This window comes from Paenibacillus terrisolis (genome assembly GCF_056171975.1).
Genome location: NZ_JBKFGG010000044.1, coordinates 1 through 16,833 on the forward strand (window position 1 = coordinate 1; position 16,833 = coordinate 16,833).

Consider the following 16,833-nt stretch of genomic DNA (forward strand, 5'->3'; position numbering starts at 1 on the left):
CCTGTCACCGGTACGCTTTGAACAACTGTACTATGAAAGGGTTGCTTAAATTGAGCAGTGTCCACTTTTTTGACAGAAGAGCATTATTTATTTTCAGGCTGCCCGCCTGAGAATTTTAGTAAGGCCCGCGGATATGCTCGGCTACCTCGTTCCGGTAAAAGTCATGCAACCGCTGCAGTTCCGCCTCGCTGAACGAAGGAACCGCAATCGCGCCGAGATTGTCTTCAACCTGGCGCACGTTGCGGAATCCCGGGATAACGCAGGACACTTCGGGATGGTCCAAAATCCAGCGCATGGCCGCGCGGGCCATATCTTCCCGGCCTTCCGCGATCCAGTTCAATTGCGAAGCCAGTTCAACGCCTTTAACAAACGGCAGGCCGGCGAACGTCTCGCCTACGTTGAACTGCTCGCCGTTGGCGTTGAAATTCCGGTGATCGTCCGCTTCGAACGTTGTTTCCGGTTTGAATTTTCCGGTCAACAGGCCGCTGGCCAGCGGAAGTCTAACCAGGATGCCAACTCCCGCTTCATGCGCTTTAGGAAACAGCGCTTCGGCCGGTTTTTGGCGGAAAATGTTGAAAATAACCTGCAATGCTTTTACGCCGGGTACCCCGAGGCAAAACAGCCCTTCCTCCACGGTTTCCACGCTGACGCCGTAATGGCGGATTTTGCCTTCGGTTTTCAGCTTGTCCAGCGTTTCGAACACCCGGCCATCCTTCAGGACCGCGAACGGAGGGCAATGAACCTGATACAGGTCGATGCGCTCACGCTGCAGATTTTTCAGGCTGGCTTCGCAATACTCCCGGATCTTGGCTTCGGAGTAATTTCCGAGGTCGTGAATATCTCCAAACCGGCAAAACTTGGTCGCGATATGGATGTCGTCTTCCTTCCCTTTGGTCGCCTTGGCGAGCAGCTGTTCCGCATGTCCTCCTCCGTACACGTCGGCCGTGTCGAAGAAATTGACGCCTTCTCCCATAGCCCGATCCAATCCCCGGAGCGCTTCCGCGTCGTTGGTATTGCCCCAACTTCCTCCAATGGCCCATGTTCCGAAGCTGACCTCGCTGACCTTCAGTTCCGTATTTCCTAATTGACGGTATTTCACAGGTTCCCCTCCTAAAAAGCTACGCTTCGAACCCAATGCTTCGGAAGCGTAACCTTTAATTTAGTCTCATAATTAGAGAGTAATCAAAAAAGCGCTCTCATGCAACCTGTAAGGCTGCAGAGACGCGCTTAGACGTTATCGTCAATTCGGGCGCTGCAATTCAAAGATTTCGCCTAACCGGGAATAGCTGTTTCCCGCCAAGCGGGCGACCGGCTTTAGCCCCTCAGGGTCAATTCGCCCGGCTGTAATCAGCGAGTCGTCGATGTGAAAACGGACGACGCGGCCGATCAGTAAATCGGTCGCCGGAGCCTCTTCGGTGCCGCCCAGCGGGATAGACCGCTCCAGCACGCATTCCATCCGGATCCTGGGTTCGGCTAGCCCGGGTACCGAAACGGCTTCGCTCTGAACCGGAGTCAATCCGGCAAGAGCAACTTCGCTTTCGCCCGGAGGCAGGTTGGACGAGGTCTCATTGAGCCGGCGGATGTAGGACTCATCCGCGATATGAACCACGAAAGCCCCGGCCTTCTGCGCATTTCGGCTCGTATCTTTGGGGATTCCCTGTTTCCTTTGCACGGAAACCGAAAGCAGCGGCGGATTGGCGGAAACGATATTGAAATAGCTGAACGGTGCCGCGTTCAGTACGCCTCCCTCGGAAAGCGTCGTGACAAGCGCAACGGGACGCGGGATAACACTGCCGATAAGCAGCTTGTAATTGTCCCTTTCACTTTGATGGGCCGGATCAATGGATAAGAACATACCCGTTCGGAATCCCCCTTCATGATTATTAAGCCTTTCCTCAATCTTACTTATGCGAAACTGCCCTTGAACCATGCAGCGGCGGCTTCCACTTCCGTTTCGGTAAGCTGATGACCAAACGCCTCCCAATGGACGTTTACCTTGGCCCCGGCATCGCTCAGCAGCTTCTCAAGCTCCTCGGTCTCCGAGGGATGACATATCGGATCCCGGCGTCCGGCTCCGATAAAAACGGGAACCCCGGACAGATTCGGCAGGGTGATGCCTCGCAGCGGAACCATCGGGTGGTGCAGCACAGCGCCTCGCAGCGAGTCCCGGTAATGAAAGAGCAAGCTTGCGGCCATATTCGCTCCGTTCGAATAGCCGACGGCCACCAGATTCCCGCGGTTAAAGCCGTATTTTGCCGCCGCTTCGTCCAGGAACTCATGAAGCTCCCGCGTCCGAAAGACAAGGTCTTCCTCGTCAAACACGCCCGCGGCCAGCCTCCGAAAAAATCGCGGCATCCCATTCTCCAGCACGTTCCCTCTTACGCTGAGGACCGGGGATGCCGGCGAAATCATCTCGGAAAGCGGCAGCAGATCCTGCTCATTGCCGCCGGTGCCGTGAAGCAGCAGGAGCGTAGGCGCCTTATCGGCGCCGTCTTTGCCCTGCTTGAAAATATGTTTCATCACAGGTCCTCCTTCAGGACACGCACCTCGATGGGATCGAGATTTTGCTCGATCACGCCGCGCTGCGGCTCATACCAGCTTGGCAGCATCAGCTTTTCCCCCAGATGCTCGGGCGTCTCGTCGCGGGCAAATCCGGGCGGATCAGTCGCGATCTCGAACAATATGCCGCCTTGCTCCCGGAAATAAACCGCATGAAAATATTGGCGGTCAACGATCGGCGTCGGTTTATATCCGTGCTGCTCGATATGGCTTCTCCATTCCTCGTGCTCCTCGAAATCCTTTGCCCGCCATGCGATATGATGCACCGTACCGGCGCCGCCGGAGCCGTATTCCATCGGGCTAACGTTCACGTCGATGACACTGCCCAGTTCTCCGGTTGCCTTAAAGCGAGCGAAGAAGCCTTCCGTGCCGATCTTTTCGAGACCCATCACCGTTTCCAGCAAATCGGCGGTTTTGTCGGAGGCCACACTGTAAAGAACTGCGCCGCCAAAGCCTTTGATCGCCTTTTCCGCGGGAATCCCGCCAAAAGACCATGTGCTTAGCGGTCCCGCCGCCCGCTCGACCAGCTCAAGCTGCAGCCCGTCGGGATCTCTGAAGGTTACAAATGCCTCGTTAAACCGACGGGTATGCGTCACCGAAACTCTGAATTTACGCAGACGTTCCGTCCAAAAATCCAAGCTTCCTTCAGGAACGACAAAGGTCGTAATTCCGACTTGCCCCGCTCCGATTCGCCCACGCCGGCTGCCTTGCGCAGGAAAGAAGGTCATGATCGTCCCCGGGGTTCCCGCTTCATCGCCAAAGTACAAATGGTACACTTCCGGCGCGTCAAAGTTAATCGTTTTTTTCACCAGCCGCAGTCCCAGTATCCCGGCGTAAAAATCAACGTTGGCCTGAGGGTCGGCGGCAAAAGCGGTGATATGATGAATCCCTGCAGTTACTTGAACCATGGTTCTCCACTCCCTTGTTTTTGGGTTTGTCTATATAGCTGCATCAAAACTTGTTGTAGCTCACGAATTCGCCGACCGGTTTGCGGTACCCGCGAGGGCGGAAGCTTGTGGTGTCCTCTTTTCCGATGACGATCAGCATAGCCGGAACGTAGTTGTCCGGAACCTGAAGGATTCGCCGCACCTCATCGGGATCGAAACCGATCATCGGGCAGGTGTCCCAGCCTTTGTCTTTAGCGATCAGCATCATCTGCATGGCCGACAAGCTAGCGCTGCGAACCGCTTCTTCCCGCATGAACGCTGCGCCCCGGCTTTCGTAAAACGCCTCGGTTGAAGACACGAGCGCGTCGTATTCCTGTTTGCTGAGAACGCCCAGGTTAAGCAGGCCTTCGTTCATGCTTCCCGCATCCTTATGCGCGTCCAATTTGCCTAGCACCAGGATCGCCGCGGAGGCGGTGTGAACTTTATATTGCTTGCCCGAAGCTTGATAAATTTGCTCCTTCAGCTCCGGGTCCTTTACGACGACATAATGGGTATGCTGCAGGTTAAACGCCGACGGCGCAAATTTCGTCAAACTGAAAATCTCGTCCAGTTCCTTATTTTCAATCTCCACGCCTGCAATAAATTTGTTGGCCGAGCGGCGGGATTTTACGACGGTTGAAAAATCATGTTCATTCATAAATAGCTTCCTCCTAAATAAGTGCGAATATGATTATAATATAGCGTCAATCGAATACGATCCGGCGCCGGTAAGTGCGATACCGACAGCCACGGCGATAAGCAGGAGATTTAGTTCATAGCCGCCCGCAGTATTCCAAAAGCCGTTTTTCGCGTGCACGGTGAAGATCGCCACAAGCATCGTGATAACCAGAAGCGCCGCGCCTAACGGCGTAAGTAGTCCGGCTGCGAACAGCAATCCTCCCACGAATTCGGACAATCCGGCCATCACGGCCATCAACACGCCGGGTTTAACCCCGATGGATTCCAGCCAACCGCCCGTTCCTTTGGGGCCGTAGCCGCCGAACCAACCGAACAGCTTTTGCGCTCCGTGCGCCATAAAGCTCAAACCGACAACCAAACGAATGATCAACAAACCTAATGCAATACTCATTTTTAATTTCCCCTTCACCTGTTATTTGTTTTTATTTCAAGAATCTTTATATTGAGATATATTATCTAAAAAATCGCATGACGAGAATTCGGCTTTCGCTTCCTATAATTCCGTCATGCTTGCTTTACATCAGAACCTTGGCAAAAGCATTTATAAAAGCTTTACTTTATCGGCCCTTGCTATTTGTATCCCTCTTGAGCGAATTTACCCAGCTTTTTGAGAAGTTCTGCCGCAATCGCCCGCTCCTCCGGCGTAAGTCCGCCTACCGCTTTTTCGATAACCTCCGTATGCTGCGGAAAAACCTCCTCGATAAACTTCTTGCCCTGCTCGGTAATCTCCGCATAAACAAGACGGCGGTCTTCATCGCAGGTCTGCCGGATAACAAACTGCTTTTTCTCCAACTTATCGACAATATAGGTAATATTGCCGCTGCTCATGAGCACTTTGCCGCCAATTTGCTGGATCGGCTGCCTGCCTTTATGGTACAGGAGCTCAAGAACTCCAAATTCGGTGCGGGTCAGCCCGTATTGACGGATCGCCTTATCGCTGTGCGCATGAACCCATTCGCTTGCCCTCGACAACGTGATGAAAAGATGCAGCGCATCGCTTCTCATTCGGTCTTCGTAATTCTGATTCATGGTAAGCTCACCTCCGTTGATGGATCCATTTTCAAGATGGATTTATATCTGCCCTGTAGTATGCCCGAAAAATATCTTAACATGTATTATCTTAATGTTATTTATCTTAATTTAAAGATACTAGTCATTAAGATAATTGTCAAGCGTCTTTTTATATTTCTTTTAGATACCGTCTAGAGCGCGAAATGTTCCTTTTTACACACATTTCACGAGAGAATTCTCGTTAGAAGCCGAACAAAGCTTTGTTTGCGCTCATTGAACCGGAGAACTCCCATCCGGAGCTCGAAGTCAACTTATTTACGATCTAATAAACGGAAAAGCTCCAGCTAATTTAAGCAAAATGCGGATTTTCGGCGTTTTAACTGGAAATGCTCCCACTAATTTCGGCAAACGAGATGGCCTACGGCCTAAATTGATGATTTAGCTGGAGGATTTCCAGTTAATGTTCGGCCAGATTCAATAAGGGGCCAATTAACAGGAGGATTTCCAGTTAGTACGGTTCCATCGTTGAGAAGTGGCATGAAGAGTCTATTTTGAGTTGACGAGCTACTGGACATTAAATCCCACTTCCCTTTCGTTATGCATAGTAGCTTGAACACCCCTTTTATGACGTCTGCATCAGATGTTTTTTGCTATAGGCCTCGGTTGGACCACCCGCATAGCCGGAGGTTTTCTGTTTTCCACACTTCGCGTGTTCAACAAAAACAGCCCCGCAAAACCGCGAGGCGTCTACTTTATTGGTATGGAATTATTTCTTCTCACCGGACCGGTTGCCGGGATTTACGTACAGCACTACATTAACCGCAAACAACACGACGCTGAGCACGACCAGCGTTCCTCCGATCGACACCAAAGGCTCGAATTGCTCGGAGCCGAGCACCAGAAAAGCAAGACTGAGCATCATCAACGGAAGGCCGATGGAATAGACCCAAAACTGAATTTTGCCGAGCAGGCTTTCACCCGCCTTCGGAAACAGCTCGTAAATGACGCCGGCCAGCGCAAACGAAGCCCAACCCAGCAAATTCACGTGAGCGTGAACACTCTCCAGTTTATAATCATGCTGCATGGACATATACATCCCTAGAAGTATGCCGATCACAAAATAAACGACGGAAACCTTAATATATGCAATTCCCAATCGCCCGCCCCCTCAACTTGGTCAAGTTGTATTGCATTTTAAAAATATGTCACAAGTAAGGGGAATATTCGCTTCGGGCACTTTGAACATTTAGTCGTTAAATTCGAATGTCTATAGAAGGAGCCGCATTGGCCGTACTCTTCTCTGTCGCAAGTTCTTCTTGGTCCTCACTGATTTTTTCGTTTCGTTTTGGTTGGTTGTTTGAACTTGGATCCACTTTTTCTCCTTGCGTTTTGGAGATACCGTCCCCGATCCTCATGTCTAACTGGCTTATCCTCATATCGATCTCCAGGGCATTTTCCAATTTCGATTTATTGACGGTGATTTCGCCGTTTTTTCTCATCTCTGATCTGCTAGCTTTGCTTTCTTGGCTAGGATCGCCCTCCAAGTGACTTCTGTTCATCTTCACTTCCGATCTCAGTCCATCGGATTCCGATTTCATTTTACGCCGAGTATTAACCATTTGAGCAAAATTATCCTTACGAGAGTCGGCGTTAACAAGTTCGTCAATTGAAGCATTCCCCGGCTTATTGGGGTCGATTTTGCCGGAATTCGAATTGTTTGGGTCTTTGCTTGGGGAATCCCCGCCCTGGGTCTTTTCCTTTTTGCTTTCTTCCTGTTCCATTCTCTTTTGCATTATTTGCGTTTCTATGGTTTGAAGCTGCGTATTCAATAATTCAATCCGCTGATTTTTTTGATCATCTGTCAGTTTCTCGTTGGATTTCACGCTGGCAATTTGATCATTGATTTTGCTTTTTTGGTTCATTAAAACTTCGATTTGCTTCTCGAATCGGTCAACGGGTTTGGATGCTGCCGTTTTGGTATGCGGTTGATGGTTAACGGAACCCGAAATTTTCATTTTCTCAACTCCCCCAAATGGTTAATCTTGGATAAAACTCGTTAATAGAGTTATCGGATTAACAGCTATGAAAATGAAGTATCCGGAAAGGTCTTTAACGCCACTCCTCCGGCAGCAATCTGGCGTAATGCGGCTGAAGATAGCGGTCGTCGATCAGCATCAGCAGGCCATGGTCGGTCTCCGAGCGGATCAGACGCCCTCCGGCCTGCAGCACCTTGTTCATGCCCGGAAAAACATATGCGTAATCGAAACCGTCTTTACCGGATTCCTCGAAATATTCTCGCATAATGTCTCGTTCCAGGCCGATTTGCGGCAATCCCACGCCCACGACGGCAACGCCCGTCAGCCGGTCTCCCACAAGGTCGATGCCCTCCGAGAAAATCCCGCCCATGACCGCAAATCCAATGAGGGTGCCTGTCTGCCGCGGGGCAAACGCGGCCAGAAAATTCTCGCGCTCCTCCTCCGTCATGCTGCCCTGCTGCAGCAAAAGCCGGACGTCTTCGGCAACCTCCCGGGCAAAGTCCTCGTAAATCATGTTCATATAAGCGTAAGACGGGAAGAAAAACAGGTAGTTCCCCGGTCGGCCGGAAACACGCTGCAGCAGCAGCCGGACAAGCTTGTCCCGCGTCTGCTCCCGATCCTTAAACCGGGTGGATAACGGCTCGATCCGCACCTCGAGCTGCTCTCTGGAAAACGGAGACGGAACCGAAACCGAATAATCGTCCGGCTCGGCCCCCAGCATATCCCTGTAGAAAGCCATCGGCGAGAGAGTGGCGGAGAAATACACCCGGGAACGAAAGCTTTTGCCAGCTTCCCGCAGTAAAAACGAGGGATCGAGACAAAGCAGCTTGATCCGGACTTCCTGCGAAGTCACTTCCGTATAAGACACATAGCGCTCATCATAGAGCTTGCCGATCCGGACGAAATTCATCGCGGCAAAATAGGTTTCCAGCAACGGCGAGCTTGCAGCCGCATGTTCCTCTGCGCCCACTCCGCCCGAAGCGGCCAGTTCCTTCTCGGCCTGCTCGGCAAAGGCCTCTACCAGCCCCACCAGCGCTTCCGGCAATTCCTTGTCGATCGTCAGCGTGCCGGCGGTTTGTTTCCGAAGCTGCACAAAATGCGAATTCACGGCTTTGGCCGCCCGGTAAACCCCGGCGTTCACCGATTTATATTCCCGCTGCAGCGCCAGAAATGGCGACTTGGCGAGCTCGCATGAGTACATTTCCCTGGCCCTGTCCACCAGGTTGTGAGATTCGTCGATCAAAAGCGCCGTGTCTTTTTTCTGCTCGGCGAACATTCTTTTCAAGGAAACCCGGGGATCGAAAACATAATTGTAATCGCAAATGACGGCATCGGCGTCGTAAGCCAGATCCAGCGAATATTCGAACGGGCAGACCCGATGCTTGCGTGCGTACTCCTCTACCACCGGACGCGTAATCAACGTTTCGTGAGCCAAAATATCCAAAATCGCTCCGTTAATCCGGTCATAATAACCGTCCGCATAAATGCATTCCTCTTTGCGGCAGCCCATCTCGTCCCGAAAGCAAATTTTCTCCTTTGCCGTCAGCGTAACCGCGTGAAGCTGCAAACCCCGCGACCTCATAAGCGCAAACGCCTCTTCCGCCGCCGTGCGGGTAATCGTCTTGGCCGTCAGGTAGAAAACATGCTGCAGCAGGCCCTCCCCCATCGCTTTAATCGCCGGAAATATCGTGGAGATTGTTTTGCCGATGCCCGTAGGGGCTTTGGCGAACAGACCTACGCCCTCTTCAATTGTTTTATACACCGCGCCCGCAAGTCTGCGCTGACCGGCACGATAGACCGTAAACGGAAATTCGAGCTCGCGGATACTCCGGTCCCGGGCAAGGCGGTGATCACGAAGCATCTTGGCGTAAGGCGCGTATTTCTCCACAACTTCCATGATAAAGGCTTGCAGCCTAGCAAATTCCGCCTCTTCCCGAAACTGCTTCCGCTCGCCCGTGTCGTTCTGGATATAGGTCAGTTGGATGGTCATCCGGTCTATGCCATTCGCTTTGGCGTACATGTATCCGTAGCATTTGGCTTGAGCCCAGTGTACCGGGTAGGTCTCCGCTGTGATGAGCGAAAGATCCCCCGACGTCGACTTGATCTCGTCCACCGTCAAGCTGCCGTCCTCGGCCATCAGCAGCCCATCGCAGCGTCCGTCAACGACAAAGAGGAGATCCCCGCAGGGAATCTCCGCCGATACGTACACTTCCTTTTGATCCAGTTCGCCGTATTGCTTCTGCACCTGCTGGTGTGCCCTTGTCCCCTCGGTAAGAGTCGTTACCGTCCGAAACCCGCCCTCAATGCTGCCGGCGCGAAACATATACTCCACCAAAGGCCTAACGGCTATTTTGATCGAATCCATCTTCATTCCACCCGCCAAATCCTATTGGAGAACATTTGTTCCTTTAGTATACCATGTTTGGCAGGCGGGAAGAAACCATATGCCGAAAGGTATTTATTTAGGGCCGGTTAGCCGTCCGGAACTCGTCCTCCAGAATGGCCATAAGAATGGAGTCATGATACTCATGATCGTAGAACAAAGCGTCCCGCTGCACTCCTTCATGCTTGAAGCCCAGCTTCTCGTACACATGCAGCGCGCGCGGATTGTAGTCGAATACGTTCAGTTCGATCCGGTGCATGTTAAGCAGGCCGAACCCATAACCCAGCATCAGCTTCAGCGCCTCGCTCCCGTATCCTTTGCCGGTGTCGGCGCTCGAATTCATGGCGATGCGGATATTGCAGCTGCGATTGCTCGTATCGATGTCCTGCAAAGCGATATCGCCGATCGGCTCATCGTTGTCGCACCGCACGATTGCCAGCAGCACGCTGGAGTCGTCCTGGCTTTTCCGCTCGAGGTAAGAAGCGATGAATTCTTTGGAGAAGTGACGTTTCGTTCCTGTCAGCTTCCGCATTTCCGGCTCCTGCAAGCTGCGAAAATACCACTCGGTATCCTCTATGCCAAGAGGACGCAAGTACACTTTTTCCCCGGTCAAAAACCCTGCATGTGTCATCGTTTTTTCATATCTCCTTTTCTATACGCCTAGCCGTTCTTTCTCATGACTTAACACACTGATGTATACTAAAAAATATACAAATCTAGCAAAAATAAAATGACAGTTTGATGAGGGACGATCACCTATGTATAGTCTGCCAAGACCTTTGAGGTCCAGCCATTCGGAGCCGACCTACCTGTATGCGGAAATTTACGAAGCGGTTAAACGGGATATCATCTCAGGGACGCTGCAGGAGGAACAACGCCTCCCTTCGATCCGCAAGCTGGCGGAGTTTATGTCCGTCAGCACCACGCCCGTTGAGCTTGCTTACCAGCAGTTAATCGCGGAAGGGTTCATCGAAAGCCGACCCAGACGGGGATATTTCGTAGTGAAGCTTCCGGAAACCTACGGAGGCCTGAAACTAAGGAGTTCGGAACCGGAGCCGCGGCATGAAGGCTTTCCGCTTTTAGCCGCCTCTCCCGAAAATGGACCGAACCTGCCGAAACAAACGGAGATTCTTTACGATTTTCATTTGTCCAAAAACGACTTCAGCCTGTTCCCCTTTTCGGTCTGGAAAAGGCTGCATAATCAACTGTTTCAGCCGGAAGCAAGCGAGCTGCTGTTTTACGGAGAAGCCCAGGGCGAATTCGGACTCCGGCGGCAGATTGCCGAATATTTGCGCCAATTCCGCGGCGTAGCCGCTCACCCCGATCAAATCGTGATTGGCGCGGAGCAGCATCTGCTCATTTTGCTGCTGGGACAGATGCTGCAAAACGAGCACATGAGCGTGGCCTTTGAGGACCCCGGTTACCGGATCGTCCCCGCTACGCTCCAATCGCTTGGTTACGCGGTTCATCCGATCCCGCTCGACGAGAACGGGCTGCGCCCGGACTTGCTCCGGGCAAGCGGAGCCCGGATCGCCGGCGTCTCCCCGTCGCATCAATTTCCGACCGGCATTATGATGCCGGTTGCGCGGCGTCTGGAGCTGCTGGAATGGGCCAAAGCCGTAGACGGCTACATTATCGAGGATGATTACGGCGGAGAGTTTCGCTATCGGGGCAAACCGGTTCCTGCCCTGCAGGGCCTGATTCCAAACGACCGCGTTATATATCTCGGCGGCTTTTCGCAAGTGCTCGCCCCGGATATCTGCATCCATTACCTCGTGCTGCCGGAGCATCTGATGCCGCGTTTCCATGACCTACGCCGCAACGTCATGTTTGAGGCGTCCGCTTCGCGGATTCATCAGCGCACGCTGGAGCTTTTTATGCAAAAGGGATATTTTGAAAAACATATCCGCCGAATGAGGAACCTGTATCGCAAAAAAAATCAGCAGCTGGTTGCCTCCCTCCGCCATTACTTCGGAGAACAAGCAGCCGTTACGGGCGATGGAGCCGGTATGCATGTCTTGCTGCGCCTCGAGTCCGATCTGTCCGAGTCCGAGATGCTGCGGCTCTCGGCAGCCTCCGGAATTCGAGTCGCTTCCGCGGCATTCTACTGGGACAGACCTAAGGAAAGCTCGCGGAAAACCTTTATGCTCGGGTTCGGCGGCATTGAAACGCAGCGGATCGACAAAGGCGTTGCTTGGCTGCGCCAAACCTGGTCCCCCTATTTGCTGTCTCTGAAATCATGACTCAACCGCGATGTGATAATCCTGTTTCAGATATTGATGAATCCGCCGGAAATCGGCCGGAGTCAGCTCGTTCAGCGGTATATGCCGCTGCTTCCATTCCCGTCCGAGCAGGATGCCGATCGTCTGCCCCGCCAGTGCGGTGGTTGGTATGATGCGGGCGCTGCCATAGGCTTTTATGGATGCGCCAACGTTTTTGCCCGCCACGAGCACGTTGTTGTAGGACCGCAGCTCAAAGGAACGCAACGGAATCCCATAACGGTCGGGCTTTCCGTAGCTGATCCCTTTTTTGACGATTCGGGTCGCCTGCAGATCAACGGGGTATCCGCCGACGGTAACGTTGTCCCAAAACATTTTGTTCGACATCAAATCCGGGTAATCGAGCACATATTCGGTTTGGTACCGGTCATAATCGCGGATATACAGATAATCGGGAAATCCGCCCAGCTGCGCTTGAGAAAATCCGGGAATATGCTGCCGTAAATATTTTAAAATGTAAGGCGCTTCGGCCTTGGCGGTGTTGACGGCGGAGCTCACCGACTTCGGATCGGCCGGATTGACGTCATAGATCAGCAGACTGTTGATGATGACCTCGCCGTTCTTTTGATCGGTCGCGTTGAGTCCCCTCAGCATAAGCCGGGAACTGCGCGGTTTGTATTGGAACGTCAAATTGCTGAACCCGGTGGCGAAATTCCAGTCGACGTAAGTGTTGTCGCCGTATTTTTTCATGACATGAGTAAGCGGGTACTCATCCAGCACCGCTTGATGCAGCTTCCCCCAATTCACGTGTTTGAATCTGAGCATGTACGTTGCCGCCATATAGTCCGGCTTGATGCCGTTGTAGATGCTTTCCATGCCGGGAATGCGTTTGGCGTCAAGCCACGAGGTCAGCGCGTCGAAATCGGTATTCTCCACAAAATAACCCGCCTGCACCGTGAACATGTCTCCGTTTTTAGCCGTATAGGTCAGAGAATTGACCGACTTCCCTTTCGCATCGTCCGCGGTCTCGACGGAGTTGATCACGATGCCGCTTTTGAGCGGAATTCCGCGAATCAGCTTGCTATAGTAGCTTTCAAAAGATGCCAGATTCCGGATCGAACCGCCCTTGTAGCCGTCGTATAAATTTTTCAGCTCACCCTGAACCAGGCTCCGTTTCTTGTTGTCATTGGGCTCGTCCAGCACGAGCATCTGGCCTTGAATCAATTCCCCGCCCGGCTTGCTGCGCGGATCGAGAATCAGCACGCTGAGCCCGAGATCATGGGCCGATTTGGCCAGCAAAACCCCTTCGATCTCGCTGCCGATCATCACGATATCGTATCGCTGGTCCTGAGTTTGATTTTGAGCATAAGCCGCAGGCGTGGACGCAAACAACCCAACCAGCTGCAAACCTAAAATCGCCGATAAAATGACCCTAGAGAGCCGTAATGCATTCTGCCGATTCTTCAAGTTCTTGTTCCGCTCCTTAAGTTTTATATCGAGATCCGCTATTCCAACTTCCCGAAGTCGGGTTTAACAGTAATTTGTTTATAAATTGCGGAGGATATGCACTTCACTGTTATCGGCAAAACGAAGGTCATGCTTAACCCCGTTTCGGGCTTATAACGTTGTATAATGGAAAGGCAGGTTATATCATGTTCCGGTAAAAAAGGAGAGAAGCCGCATGGGCGATTTACCGCGCTACGGGAGCTTTTCGGACCAAGGGGATCAATTCGTAATCACAACCCCTCGGACGCCCGCAAAATGGTTCAACTATTTATTCAACGACACTTACTATATGGAGGTGTCCCAGACCGGGCAGGGCGACAGCATTGCCTTTGCGCCAAACCGCCGTACCTTTACGCGGGGATTCCGTTATTTCTACCTGCGGGATCATGCCACGGGGGAAATCTGGTGCCCGGCCTATCAGCCCCTTCGCACGGAAGCGGAGCAATATGAGTGCGTTCACGGCTTGGGCTGGACGGAAATCCGCTCCCGTTACAAAGAGATCGAAACCTCCATCAAAGTGTTTGTCCCCCGCGAGGGTCAACAGGAAGTATGGAGCGTCACATTAGCGAATCTGAGCGGGACCTCCCGTGAGATTTCCCTGTTCTCGGTGTTTTCGCTGGAGAACGGAGGCGTGATGGGAAGCAAATGCGAGTTTGACGCGAAGTCGCAAGTTCTGAGCAGCTTTTCTTTTCCGTATCATGTGACTTACGAGGAAAAGGAAAAGCTCGGCGGCCACACCAACTTTGTCTACCTGTTTTCGGACCGGGCGGTGGCTTCTTTTGATTGCAGCCAGCTTCGCTTTTTCGGCGGAGACGACACGCATGAGCTCCCTGTGGCCGTCGTAAACGGACGCTGCTCCGGAAAAAGAGCGGAAGCCGAGGATCCCATCGGCGCGTTCCAGCAGGTATTCCTGCTTGAAAGTGCCGAAAGCGCTTCATGCCGTCTGGTTGTTGGCTGCGCCGGCTCGCCGGAAGAAATTCGCCGCCAAAAGGCCAAGCTTGCGGACACCGGCTACGACTCGCTGCTGGAGCAGGTAGAGCATTACTGGGAAGGTACGGTTGCGCCTTTCCATATCCAAACGCCTGACGCCAATGTGGATGCTTTTATGAATTACTGGCTGAAAAAGCAAATCGTCCTGCAAACCCGAACCAACCGGATGTCCAATTACTGCCCGATCCGCAACCAGCTTCAGGATGCGCTCGGCTATGCCCTGCTTGATCCGGAAGGAGCGGCGGAATATATGATTTCGGTGCTGAAGGGCCAGGAAAAGAGCGGGTTTATCAAGCAGTGGATCATGACCGACGGCTCCGCGCCGAAAATGCTTTGTCTTTTGAATCATACGGACGGCCCGGTCTGGCTGCTGATTTGTTTTGCTGCGCTTATCCATCAATCCGGGCATCTTGGGCTTTTGGAGCGGGAAGTCGGCTTTAAAGACAGCGCGGACAGCGCGCCCGTATATGAGCATTTGCTGCTGGCGGCCGATTATATGGCCGGTGCGACGGGCTCCCACGGACTCTGCCTGATCGGCGACGGCGACTGGAACGATCCGATCAACGGGCCGGGCCATCTCGGACGCGGGGAATCGGCTTGGAACACCATGGCGCTGAAATATGCGGTTGATCAGCTTTTGCCGTTCGCCCAAAGCCGCCGGGACGCTGCCGCGATTTCCCGATTGGAGGCTATTTCCGCAAGGCTGGAAAAAGCCATCAATGAAACGTGCTGGGACGGCGACTGGTATTTAGCCGGTTACGACGATTTTGGCGTACCGTTTGGCACCGCAGCCGACGAGGAAGGCCGATTGTTCCTGAACACGCAGACTTGGGCAATCATGAGCGGCGTAGCGACCGGTGAACGGCTGGACAAATGTTTGAAGGCGATCGACAGCCTGGAGACTCCGTTTGGGCCAAAGCTGCTTGAGCCTTCCTTTACCGAGTGGAATCCCAAATGGGGCCGGATCAGCGTCAAGCTGAACGGAACGACCGAAAACGGCTCGGTGTACTGCCACGCGTCCATGTTTAAAGCCTTTGCCGATTGCCGTGCGGGCCGGGGGAATCATGCGCTGGAAACGATCCGCCGCACGCTGCCGACCAACCCGGATAATCCGCCGGAGGTGAATCTGCAGGTTCCGATTTTTGTGCCGAACTATTATTTTGGGTTATCCGATTCGCCGAACTTCGGACGCTCCAGCCATCATCATTCCACGGGAACCGTGGGCTGGATGTTGTGGACGACGCTGGAATATGTTCTTGGCATACGCGCAACGGCGGAAGGACTGCAAATCGATCCGTGCGTGCCGGAGGATTGGAAGCTATACCGCGTGGAACGAACGTTTCGCGAGGCAGGGTACCGAATTACGGTGGAAAATCCGCAAGGAACCGGCAAAGGTGTAGAGCAAATCACGATCGACGGTGCGAAATGGGAAGGAAACGTGCTTCCGTATGAGGCGGGTAAAGTGTATGAGGTAAATGTCATTTTGGGATAAACGAAGGGAGCAGGCTCTTGGCCTGCTCCCTTTTTATTAATTGATCTGAAATAATGCCGCGGCCCCTATCAGGCCGACATCGTCGTTCAAAGCGGCAGGCACAATGCTGTAGCTCCCCCGGTAAGGCTGCATGACCAGCTTTTCCGTTTCGACGCGCAGCTCCGGAAACAGCTGATCCCCGGCACGGCTGACGCCGCCGCCGATCACGATCCGGTCCGGGTTGAACGAATGGATGATATTGGCCAGGCCGAGACCCATATAAAAAATGGCTCGCTCAATGACCTCGGCGGCCGCTTTGTCTCCGAGCTGCCGCGCCGCAAACACATGCTTGGCGGAAAGGGGCTCGCCCTGCTCGTCCGCCAAGCTTTGAATGAGGGAAGGATGATCTTGCATCAGGTCAAGCGCTGCCTTTCGGATCGCCGTTCCCGAAGCGAACGTTTCCCAACAGCCGCGATTGCCGCAGTTGCAGAGAGGTCCATGCGGGTCGATGATCGCGTGGCCAAGTTCCCCGGCAAAAGACTGCGTCCCGAGAAAAAGCTTCCCGTCCAGCACGATTCCCGCGCCGATTCCGGTGCTGATCGTGACGTAAACCATATTTTCCGCGCCAGCCCCGGCCCCTCTCACGTATTCACCCCAGGCCGCAGCGTTAGCATCGTTAACCACTTTGACTTCGACGGCGAGCTCCGCCTCCATCCATTTCTTGAGCGGCACGTTGTTCCACTCCGGAAGGTTGGTGCCGTTCAAAGCTACGCCTTCCTTGCTGTCGACGGCACCGGGCGAGGCCAGCCCCACCCCTGCCAGCGGATATCCCGCTGAGACGGTCCGGATCATAGAAACGATGCGCTGTACGACCTCCCGTGCCGAACGCGCGCCGCCCGTCTCCATCTGCTCGCGGCGGATTGCCGTCCCGGTCGAATCAAAAAGAGCCGCAGCGATTTTGGTCCCGCCCAAATCGACACCAACGATATATTTATCTGAATGAAGCAATAGATTCACCCTCTCCGTAGAACGT

Annotated in this window: 15 protein-coding genes; 2 read left to right on the forward strand and 13 right to left on the reverse strand. The window is 53.2% G+C overall.

Annotation, left to right across the window (positions count from 1 at the left end):
• Nucleotides 1-115: 115 nt before the first annotated feature.
• From ACI48K_RS23405 to ACI48K_RS23455, 11 genes are all read right to left on the reverse strand, one after another.
• A complete protein-coding gene (locus tag ACI48K_RS23405) occupies nucleotides 116-1,099 on the reverse strand; it encodes an aldo/keto reductase (RefSeq protein ID WP_475030052.1) in 984 nt (327 codons plus the stop codon).
• 141 nt (nucleotides 1,100-1,240) lie between these two features.
• The gene (locus tag ACI48K_RS23410; protein ID WP_475030053.1) at nucleotides 1,241-1,855 is read right to left on the reverse strand and encodes a flavin reductase family protein; all 615 of its coding nucleotides are present in this window, start codon (nucleotides 1,853-1,855) and stop codon (nucleotides 1,241-1,243) included.
• 50 nt (nucleotides 1,856-1,905) lie between these two features.
• A complete protein-coding gene (locus ACI48K_RS23415; RefSeq protein WP_475030054.1) occupies nucleotides 1,906-2,520 on the reverse strand; it encodes an alpha/beta hydrolase in 615 nt (204 codons plus the stop codon).
• Nucleotides 2,520-3,467: a ring-cleaving dioxygenase gene (locus tag ACI48K_RS23420; protein WP_475030055.1), complete on the reverse strand. Its 948-nt coding sequence runs from the start codon at nucleotides 3,465-3,467 to the stop codon at nucleotides 2,520-2,522. Before ACI48K_RS23420 ends, ACI48K_RS23415 begins: the two co-directional genes overlap by 1 nt.
• A 43-nt stretch (nucleotides 3,468-3,510) precedes the next feature.
• Nucleotides 3,511-4,143: a nitroreductase family protein gene (locus ACI48K_RS23425; RefSeq protein WP_475030056.1), complete on the reverse strand. Its 633-nt coding sequence runs from the start codon at nucleotides 4,141-4,143 to the stop codon at nucleotides 3,511-3,513.
• Between the two features lie 33 nt (nucleotides 4,144-4,176).
• Complete coding sequence (locus ACI48K_RS23430; RefSeq protein ID WP_475030057.1) at nucleotides 4,177-4,575, reverse strand: DoxX family protein; 399 nt, start codon at nucleotides 4,573-4,575, stop codon at nucleotides 4,177-4,179.
• A gap of 179 nt (nucleotides 4,576-4,754) precedes the next feature.
• On the reverse strand, nucleotides 4,755-5,213 hold the full coding sequence (locus ACI48K_RS23435) for a MarR family winged helix-turn-helix transcriptional regulator (RefSeq protein WP_475030058.1): 459 nt from the start codon (nucleotides 5,211-5,213) through the stop codon (nucleotides 4,755-4,757).
• A gap of 748 nt (nucleotides 5,214-5,961) precedes the next feature.
• The gene (locus ACI48K_RS23440) at nucleotides 5,962-6,351 is read right to left on the reverse strand and encodes a cytochrome-c oxidase (RefSeq protein ID WP_475030059.1); all 390 of its coding nucleotides are present in this window, start codon (nucleotides 6,349-6,351) and stop codon (nucleotides 5,962-5,964) included.
• A gap of 97 nt (nucleotides 6,352-6,448) precedes the next feature.
• The gene (locus tag ACI48K_RS23445) at nucleotides 6,449-7,210 is read right to left on the reverse strand and encodes a FlxA-like family protein (RefSeq protein WP_475030060.1); all 762 of its coding nucleotides are present in this window, start codon (nucleotides 7,208-7,210) and stop codon (nucleotides 6,449-6,451) included.
• 94 nt (nucleotides 7,211-7,304) lie between these two features.
• Nucleotides 7,305-9,602, reverse strand: a complete 2,298-nt coding sequence (locus tag ACI48K_RS23450) for an ATP-dependent DNA helicase (RefSeq protein ID WP_475030061.1) — start codon at nucleotides 9,600-9,602, stop codon at nucleotides 7,305-7,307.
• 91 nt (nucleotides 9,603-9,693) lie between these two features.
• A complete protein-coding gene (locus tag ACI48K_RS23455; protein WP_475030062.1) occupies nucleotides 9,694-10,245 on the reverse strand; it encodes a GNAT family N-acetyltransferase in 552 nt (183 codons plus the stop codon).
• 127 nt (nucleotides 10,246-10,372) lie between these two features.
• Here ACI48K_RS23455 and pdxR point away from each other — a divergent pair, with 127 nt between their 5' ends.
• Nucleotides 10,373-11,857, forward strand: coding sequence for a MocR-like pyridoxine biosynthesis transcription factor PdxR (gene pdxR / locus ACI48K_RS23460; RefSeq protein WP_475030063.1), 1,485 nt, complete (start codon nucleotides 10,373-10,375; stop codon nucleotides 11,855-11,857).
• Here pdxR and ACI48K_RS23465 read toward each other — a convergent pair.
• Entirely contained in the window at nucleotides 11,852-13,300 is a 1,449-nt protein-coding gene (locus tag ACI48K_RS23465) for an FAD-dependent oxidoreductase (protein ID WP_475030064.1), read from the reverse strand. The genes pdxR and ACI48K_RS23465 overlap by 6 nt on opposite strands.
• Before the next feature lie 214 nt (nucleotides 13,301-13,514).
• Here ACI48K_RS23465 and ACI48K_RS23470 point away from each other — a divergent pair, with 214 nt between their 5' ends.
• Nucleotides 13,515-15,821 (forward strand): GH36-type glycosyl hydrolase domain-containing protein, encoded by a 2,307-nt coding sequence (locus tag ACI48K_RS23470; RefSeq protein WP_475030065.1) that lies wholly within the window; start codon nucleotides 13,515-13,517, stop codon nucleotides 15,819-15,821.
• A gap of 36 nt (nucleotides 15,822-15,857) precedes the next feature.
• On the opposite strand, the gene ACI48K_RS23475 is transcribed toward ACI48K_RS23470, so the two are convergent.
• The gene (locus tag ACI48K_RS23475; protein ID WP_475030066.1) at nucleotides 15,858-16,808 is read right to left on the reverse strand and encodes an ROK family protein; all 951 of its coding nucleotides are present in this window, start codon (nucleotides 16,806-16,808) and stop codon (nucleotides 15,858-15,860) included.
• Nucleotides 16,809-16,833 lie beyond the last annotated feature (25 nt).